Consider the following 6,820-nt stretch of genomic DNA (forward strand, 5'->3'; position numbering starts at 1 on the left):
CGCCGCGTTCCCCTGGCACGCGAGCGGTGCTGCCCGCGCGAGGTCCGGTCAACGGCACATCGAGCAGAGGACTCCCCACGTGAACCACATGAACAGCATCAATCGCCGCTCCGTCCTGCTGGCCGGGCTCGGCGCCGCGGGCGCGGGCGCGCTCGCCGCGTGCAGCAGCGGCTCCGGCAGCTCCACCGCGTCCCTGGTCAGCCCCCACGGCGAGGCAATCGCCGCAGCCGAGAAGAAGCGCAAGAGCACCGGCAGGACGCAGCAGGTGACCCTGACCGCCGCGCGCGCCATGCTCGACCTCGGCGGCGGGATCATGGCCAACAGCTGGGCCTTCAGCGGCCGGACCCCGGGCAAGGAACTGCGCCTGTCCGTTGGCGACACGCTCGCCGCCGAGCTGTCCAACCAGCTGCCGGCCAGGACCACCACCTCCATCCACTGGCACGGCATAGCCCTGCGCGCCGACATGGACGGCGTGCCCCCGGCCACCCAGGCCGCCGTACGCGCCGGCAGCAACTTCACCTACCGCTTCATCGCCGACGCCCCCGGCACCTACTTCTTCCACCCGCACGTCGGCGTCCAGCTCGACCGGGGTCTCTACGCCCCGCTGATCGTGGAAGACCCCAAGGAACCGCTCCAGTACGACGACGAGTGGGTCGTCGTCCTCGACGACTGGATCGACGGAGTCACCGGCACCCCCGACGAAGTCTTCGCCGAGCTCAAGCAGGGCATGGGAGGCATGGGCGGCATGGACATGAGCGGCGGCTCCAGCACCAGCCCCAGCGGCTCGTCCTCCGACGGCATGGGGGACATGGGCGGGATGGACATGAGCGGCGGGAGCACGGCCGGCACGGGTGCTTCGCCGTCCGCGTCCGCCTCCGGCGGCATGCCGATGAAGTTCATGCTCATGGGCGCCGAGAGCAAGCTGCTCGGCGGCGACGCCGGCGACGTCAAGTACCCGTACCACCTGGTCAACGGCCGCGTCCCGACCGACCCCGATGTCTACACCAGCAAGCCCGGCAAGCGCATTCGGCTGCGCATCATCAACGCCGCCGGCGACACCGCGTACCGGGTGGCGCTGGGCGGCCACAAGATGACGATCACCCACACCGACGGCTTCCCGGTCAAACCGACATCTGTCGACGCTCTGCTGGTCGGTATGGGGGAGCGGTACGACGTCACCGTCACCCTCGACGACGGTGTCTTCCCCCTGGTCGCCCTCGCCGAGGGCAAGAACGCCAACGCCATGGCAGTGGTGCGTACGGGATCCGGCAGTACGCCGAAGCCCGGCGTCCGCCCCTCGCAGCTGGACGGCATGATCATGTCCGCCTCCCAGCTCAAGGCGGCGGACGACGTCCGTCTCGACTCGAAGAAGCCCGACCGGGTGCACCGCATCGAACTGACCGGCGGCATGGGCAAGTACAACTGGGGCATCAACGGCAAGCGCTTCGACATGAACGACCCGACCGCGAGCCCCATCCTGGTCAGGCAGGGCGAGCGGGTCCGCCTGGACTTCGTCAACAGGACGACCATGTGGCACCCGATGCACCTGCACGGCCATACCTACCAGCTCGGCACCGGCGGCCCGCGCAAGGACACCACCATCGTGCTGCCGAAGAAGACGGTGTCCGTGTTCTTCGACGCCGACAACCCGGGGCAGTGGATGCTGCACTGCCACAACGCCTACCACGGCGAGGCGGGGATGATGGCGCTGGTGGCCTACCAGGCTTGACGAACGTCGGGGCCGGCTCCGTCTGCCGCACTTCGGTGCGGAAGACGGAGCCGGCGACCTCGCTCGTTCGCGCGCGTCGCGTCGGTGGCACCCGTCTGCTTGCCGTCCGAGTTCCGCGAGTAGTTGACGGTCCGCCGAGGATGTCCTCCCGGTTCGTGGCCAGGGCCGCGGCCGCGACAATCTGCATCAAGGACTTCGCGTCCGAATTGGCCAGAGTCTCGGACAGGACGTCAGGCCTGCGCCTGTTGACGTCAGCAGCGAGCGGGCAGCCAGGATCGACGTACTGCCGCGGGCAGTTGTCGGTGATCCGCCCGAACTCGGCCTTGCTCAACGGCTGGAGCGGTGGACTCCGCAGGATGGTGCGTCGAGGGTCTTCGCCGTGCGGGGCGAGCAAGGGCCGCGTCTCCCACGCGCATCCGGCCTTCGCGACCCTGTCCTCCAGCAGCGCCAGTCACGTGTCCGCGCGTTTTCCCGCGTTGCGAAGGGCCTTGCGGAGCGCGGAGATCTCGGCGGATGACATCTGGTCCACGAAGTGGGTCAGAGCCACGGGGCGGTCCTCGCTGGTGCTCAGGGCGTCCTCCATGAGGGCGGCCGCGTACTCTTCCCGGGTGCGGACCGGTTCGTACAACCAGGCGCGGCCGTCTTTCTGCTCGCGCACCAGCCAGCCCTTGCTGTGGAGGATGTTGGCCACGGTCATCACGGTGGTGTAGGCGACGGGCCGGGTACGGTTGATGTCGTCGACGACCTCGCGCACGGTCGCCGGGCGCCGCCACTTCCACAGACGGTCCATGATCTCCGCCTCCAGATCACCCAGCCGTCGCATGCCCAGCGTCTCCTTCTGCACCGCGATAATAGGAGTCATCGTAGAGGCTGCAGTACGGCCGGTGGGGTGACCCGAGTGCGGCGCACCCACTTGGCCATCGCGAGCGCTGCTTAGGTCCTGTGGATCAGCTCCGGAAGGAACGCGGAGGACGTACCTTCCCGATGATCCCGTGCTGGTCATTGAGCAGACCGACGTTGCGGCGTCGGTCGGCAAGACGCACCCGTGCTCATCGTTGCCAACGCCGACAGGACCAGGCCCAGCAGGCCCTCGCGGCCAGTCGTGAGAACCTGGCCCGTGAGGCGCTCACCCGCCGCACGGCAGTGACCTCGCAGATCACCGATCTTCAAGATCAGCAGGCGGCCTTGCAGGCGCAGGAGGAGAAGCTCACCCTGGCCGCCCAGCGCCTGCAGGCGAAGGTGGATTCCTTCCGTACCCGCAAGGAGACGATCAGGGCGAACTACACCGCCGCCGAGGCCCAGACCCGTATCACCGAGGCCGTGACCGGTATCGGGGAGGAGATGGGCGACGTGGGCCTGGCCATGCAGCGAGCGCAGGACAAGACCGAGCAGATGCAGGCACGCGCTGGTGCGCTGGACGAACTGATCGCCTCCGGGGCGCTGCAGGAGGCCACTATCTGACTTCGGCGTTTTAGGGTCTGGGCGTCGTCGGAGCCGGGACGGGGTGCGTCGTGACTGGTTTCCGGAGGCGTGCGGTATCCAAATGGGGGCGGCTGAACGCCGCTGAGCAGCGCAAGCACCACGAAGAGTTATTGGCTGCACCTGGAGTCGCCGCGGTATCACCCCGAGTGTGAATGCGCCGAAGTCAGTAAACGGCACACCTGGCTGACCATCAGAGTCCCGTAGCCGTGCTGCTTTGTTCTGGGCCCGGCTGTGGGGGGACTCCCATGACTTTCAGGACTCGCCGGTGAAGGGCGGTCGCGTCGGCTGTCTGCCCGCCGACGGCTGTACGCCACAGGAGGTACAACAGGCCGCTTTCGGCGCGCAGGCGCACGTCGGGCGCGGCGCCGGCCACTCTTTCCAGCCGGGCAGTGAGGCCGTCGAGCATGGGGGTGAGCTTGGCCTCGATGGCCACGCGTGCCAGTTCCGAGTCCGGATCCGCAAGGCAGGCGGCGATCAGCCTGCCCAGGCCATGGGGCACGGCGTCGCCGATGCGTTCAAGGGCGGTGACCAGATCCGCAAAGGGATCACCGGTGTCATCCGTCTCGTGCTGGGTCACGTCGGCCCGGAGGGCCGCCATGACCAGCTCCTTCTTTCCTGCCCAGCGCCGGTAGAGCGCACCGAGGCCGATGCCGGCCGACTCGGCGACGTCCTTCATCCGCAGTCCGTCGTAGCCGCGCTCTTGAAGGAGAGCAAGGGTGTGTTCGAGGGCGACACGGTCGATGTCGGCTTGGCGGGGGCGGCCACGGTGCACAGGCTGCATCTGCTTACGGTAACGTAGATTATCGGAAATCATGATTACCGGAAAGGTGGTTCCTGTGACTCCCCCGAACCCGACCCGCGCACTCGTCCTCGGTGGTGGCGGCGTCACCGGCATAGGCTGGGAAGTCGGCCTGCTCGCGGGTCTGCTGGACGAGGGCATCGACCTTCGCACCGCGGACACGGTGATCGGAACCTCCGCCGGCTCCTTCGTCGGAACGAACTTCACCTCCGGCACGGACTGGGAAGCACTCTTCGCCGACCAGGCGCGCGCCGCCGACCACGAACCGGTGGTGCGGACCGACCCGGCCGTCTACGAGGGCTGGGCAGAAGCCTTCCGCTCCGGCGCGGGCGCACCCGAGGCGGTGGGCGCCGGCTTCGGCCGGGTGGCCCGGAAGTTCGGGGCGAACGTCTCCCCCCGGATGCGCCAGGCTGTGGTCCGCGCGCGCCTGCGCACTGAGCAGTGGCCGGCCACCATGCGGGTCGCCGTCACTGACGCGGACACCGGTCGTCTTGAACTGCTCGGGCCCGAAGCGGGGATCGCGATCGAAACCGCCACGGCAGCCAGCGGTGCCGTTCCCGGCATCTGGCCCAGCGTGCACTTCAGCGGGCGCGAATGGATTGACGCCGGCATGGTCTCCGCCGCAAACGCCATCCTTGCGGCCGGCCACGACCGCATTGTCGTCCTGGCCCCCATGCCCGAAGGGCACGCAGGCATCCCCAGCGCCCAGGACGACGTCGCTCGCCTGAGCCAGAGTGCGCAGACCGTGCTTGCCACACCCGATGCCACCAGCCGCGCCGCCATCGGGCCAAACCCCTACGACCCGGCCCGGGCCAAACTGGCCGCCGACGCCGGCCGGCAACAAGGCCGCGCCCTCGCTCCTACCGTCGGAGCCGTCTGGGCATACTGACTTCGACGCATGAGGGGGCAGTTCGGTCCGTCGAGAGCGAGGCCCGTCCCGGCGAGGAATCCGCCCGGGGTGCCATGCCGGTACTGCAGCGCCTTGAGCCGCCTGCGCAGCAGAGTTTCCAGTTCGCTGAGGGCACGGTCGGCCAGGTTGGCCAGACTCCACTTGATATGCGCCCACATGCCCTCCACCGGGCTCGTCAGGGTGACGCTGGGTAGTCGAGAGTCAGGCCGGTGCCCGCTATGAAGCCGTCGAGGGTGGCGGACCGGTACTGAAGTCGTTTGAGCCGGTTGCGGACGAGGGCTTCAAGCCGATCGAGGGCGACCACAGCGAGGTTGGCCAGGCTGCGCTTGACGTGCGCCCATACCCACTCGACGGGGTTGAGGTCTGGTGAGTAAGCGGGCAGCAGGAACACCATCAGCCAGGCCCGTTCGGCGATCAGCTCACGTATGGCGTGGGAGACGTGGGTGTTGAGCCGGTCCCAGACCAGCACGATCGGCGCCTTGACGAGTTGGTGGACGCCGTCGATCAGCGCGATGAAGTCCCGCTCGCCCATGCTGCGGCGTCTGTCTTTGCCCGGTTGGTGGGTGCGCAGGCGATGGCACAGCCGGGTCAGGGAACCCGGCCGCATGGCGATCAGCCCGGCCACGGACAGGCGTCCCGAGCGTCTGCCGCTCACCGTCACGACCGGGGTTCGGCCGCGCCGGCCCCAGGTGCGTGCTTTGGGCGGCCGGCGGGTGAAGCCTGCCTCGTCCTCGAAGCAGATGTAGCCTCCGCAGGCCTTCCGTTCTAGTGGTCGTTGCAACACCCCATCTCAAGGGGTGCGATGGACTTCGAGATCCGGAGCGAGCGGAAGCCGCAGGGCAGGAAGAGGCTGCTCCTAGAGCGGGCCGCATACTTCCAGCTCATGGAGCAGGGCTACAGCACTCAGGAAGCGGCCCGGATCGTTGGCATCAACCTGCGCACCGGTAGGCGGTGGCGCAACGGCTGGCACTCGCCGCCGGGCGGCAAGAAGGCGGTCCCTCCGATCTACCCGGAGCCTGGGCAGACGCCCCTGAGCCCACCAGAATCGGAGGAACCGCCCTCTCAGCCGTCGCGGTATCTCCAGGAGAAGGACCGCATCCACATCGCAGACCGGCTGCGGGAGAAGGCTTCGGTCCGGCAGATAGCCGCCGAGCTTGGGCCGCAGCCCCTCCACGATCAGCCGGGAGATACGCCGCAATCGACGGCCCATGCCCAAGGGTGGGTGGGCCTACCAGCCCTTCCACGCTCACCGCCGGGCCGAGCGCCGACTCACCCGCCCCAAGGTGGGCAAGATCGGCCAGAACCCCGAACTGCGGGACTTCATCCAGCGCCACCTCGAGCGCCGGTGGAGCCCCGAGCAGATCTGTCAGGCTCTGCGGACTCAATTCCCCGACAGGCCGGAGATGCACGTGGTCCACGAGACGATCTACCAGGCTCTCTATGTCCAAGGTCGCGGAGAACTGCGCCGGGAGCTGACCCGTTCGCTGCGGACAGGCCGGGCCATGCGGCGACCGCGTCGCCACACGCCAAACGCATCAGCCGCCCGGTCAAGAACATGGTCATGATCAGCGAGCGGCCGGCCGAAGCCGAAGACCGGGCCGCCCCGGGCCAGTGGGAGGGCGACCTCATCATCGGCAAGGACGGGCGCTCCGCCATCGGCACCCTCGTCGAACGTGCGACCCGCTACCTGCTGCTCGTGCATCTGCCGGGCGGCCACAGCGCCATGGCCACCCGCGCCGCGCTCGTCGACACCATCAAGACACTGCCGACGCACCTATGGCGGTCTCTGACCTGGGACCAGGGCTCCGAGATGGCCGCCCACCGCAGCTTCACGGTCGCCACCGACATCCCCGTGCACTTCTGCGACCCAGCCAGCCCCTGGCAGCGCGGCTCCAACGAA

At 68.6% G+C, this 6,820-nt stretch carries 4 protein-coding genes and 3 pseudogenes; 4 read left to right on the plus strand and 3 right to left on the minus strand.

Features of this window, described 5'->3' with window-relative positions; all coding sequences use genetic code 11:
• The first annotated feature begins 88 nt into the window (after positions 1-88).
• On the plus strand, positions 89-1,729 hold the full coding sequence (locus LQ326_RS39935; RefSeq protein WP_234543977.1) for a multicopper oxidase family protein: 1,641 nt from the start codon (positions 89-91) through the stop codon (positions 1,727-1,729).
• Between the two features lie 451 nt (positions 1,730-2,180).
• Here the strand turns inward: LQ326_RS39935 and LQ326_RS39940 are convergent, their stop codons facing one another.
• Complete coding sequence (locus tag LQ326_RS39940; RefSeq protein WP_234543983.1) at positions 2,181-2,552, minus strand: BlaI/MecI/CopY family transcriptional regulator; 372 nt, start codon at positions 2,550-2,552, stop codon at positions 2,181-2,183.
• 161 nt (positions 2,553-2,713) lie between these two features.
• On the opposite strand from LQ326_RS39940, the pseudogene LQ326_RS39945 reads away from it, so the two are divergent.
• Positions 2,714-3,184: pseudogene (locus tag LQ326_RS39945) on the plus strand (PspA/IM30 family protein); the annotation flags it as partial.
• 217 nt (positions 3,185-3,401) lie between these two features.
• Here LQ326_RS39945 and LQ326_RS39950 read toward each other — a convergent pair.
• Positions 3,402-3,992: a TetR/AcrR family transcriptional regulator gene (locus tag LQ326_RS39950; protein ID WP_234543978.1), complete on the minus strand. Its 591-nt coding sequence runs from the start codon at positions 3,990-3,992 to the stop codon at positions 3,402-3,404.
• A 55-nt stretch (positions 3,993-4,047) separates the two neighbouring features.
• On the opposite strand from LQ326_RS39950, the gene LQ326_RS39955 reads away from it, so the two are divergent.
• Complete coding sequence (locus LQ326_RS39955) at positions 4,048-4,899, plus strand: patatin-like phospholipase family protein (RefSeq protein ID WP_234543979.1); 852 nt, start codon at positions 4,048-4,050, stop codon at positions 4,897-4,899.
• A gap of 196 nt (positions 4,900-5,095) precedes the next feature.
• Here the strand turns inward: LQ326_RS39955 and LQ326_RS39965 are convergent.
• Positions 5,096-5,680: pseudogene (locus LQ326_RS39965) on the minus strand (IS630 family transposase); the annotation flags it as partial.
• Between the two features lie 42 nt (positions 5,681-5,722).
• Between LQ326_RS39965 and LQ326_RS39975 the strand changes: the two are divergent.
• A pseudogene (locus tag LQ326_RS39975) lies at positions 5,723-6,820 on the plus strand (IS30 family transposase); the annotation flags it as partial.

Source organism: Streptomyces shenzhenensis, from assembly GCF_021462265.1.
Lineage (GTDB): Bacteria > Actinomycetota > Actinomycetes > Streptomycetales > Streptomycetaceae > Streptomyces > Streptomyces shenzhenensis.